Source organism: Pseudomonas sp. BCRC 81390, assembly GCF_030341915.1.
Classification (GTDB): domain Bacteria; phylum Pseudomonadota; class Gammaproteobacteria; order Pseudomonadales; family Pseudomonadaceae; genus Aquipseudomonas.
Genome location: NZ_JATAAG010000058.1, coordinates 1 through 771 on the forward strand (window position 1 = coordinate 1; position 771 = coordinate 771).

The window sequence follows — 771 nt, forward strand, 5'->3', positions numbered from 1 at the left end:
CCACTCGGCACTGACCTTCACGCTGAGCGACGGCAAAACCATTACCGTGCCGGCCAATGGCACGACCGGTTCGGTCACGGTCACCGCTCCGGACAACGTCTACGCAGGCGCCAATGACCCGGTGATCAAGTCGATCGCATCGGTCAGTGGCACCGACGTCGGCAAGTTCGAACAACTGACGCTGGACAAGACCCCTGTCAGCACCACTGTCACTGACGAACCGGGTACGCCGGGCAACGAAGGCGATCTGGTCAAGGTCACCATCACTGCCGACCAGCCTTCGGTGGCTGAGAACGTCAAACCGACCTTCACGGTAAACATCAACCAGGCACTGGCCCACGACCTGGTCGTGACCCTGAGCAACAACGCCCAGGTCACCATCAAAGCCGGCCAGACCAGCGCAGCGTACGAGCACGCGGCACAGGGCGATGACGTCTACAAAGACTCGGGTGAAGTCAGCCTGGGTATCAAGTCCGCTGTGGACGTCGATGGTCGTACCTTCGAAAACCTGCAGCTGGGCGGTGCGGCCAAGGTTCAGGTCACCGACACCACTGACGAGGTGGTGGCCAAGCTGACTGCGACTCCTTCGGTTACCGAAGGCGGCGTAATCACTTACACCGTGACTTTGACCAACAAGGACGGTCTGCCGATCAACAACCACTCGGCACTGACCTTCACGCTGAGCGACGGCAAAACCATTACCGTGCCGGCCAATGGCACGACCGGTTCGGTCACGGTCACCGCTCCGGACAACGTCTACGCAGGCGCCAA

General features: G+C 60.8%; 1 protein-coding gene. It reads left to right on the plus strand.

Annotation, left to right across the window (positions count from 1 at the left end; genetic code table 11):
• Window positions 1–771, plus strand: a 771-nt coding sequence (locus tag QSV36_RS14705) for an immunoglobulin-like domain-containing protein (RefSeq protein ID WP_289132663.1), incomplete at both ends; no start/stop codon positions are given.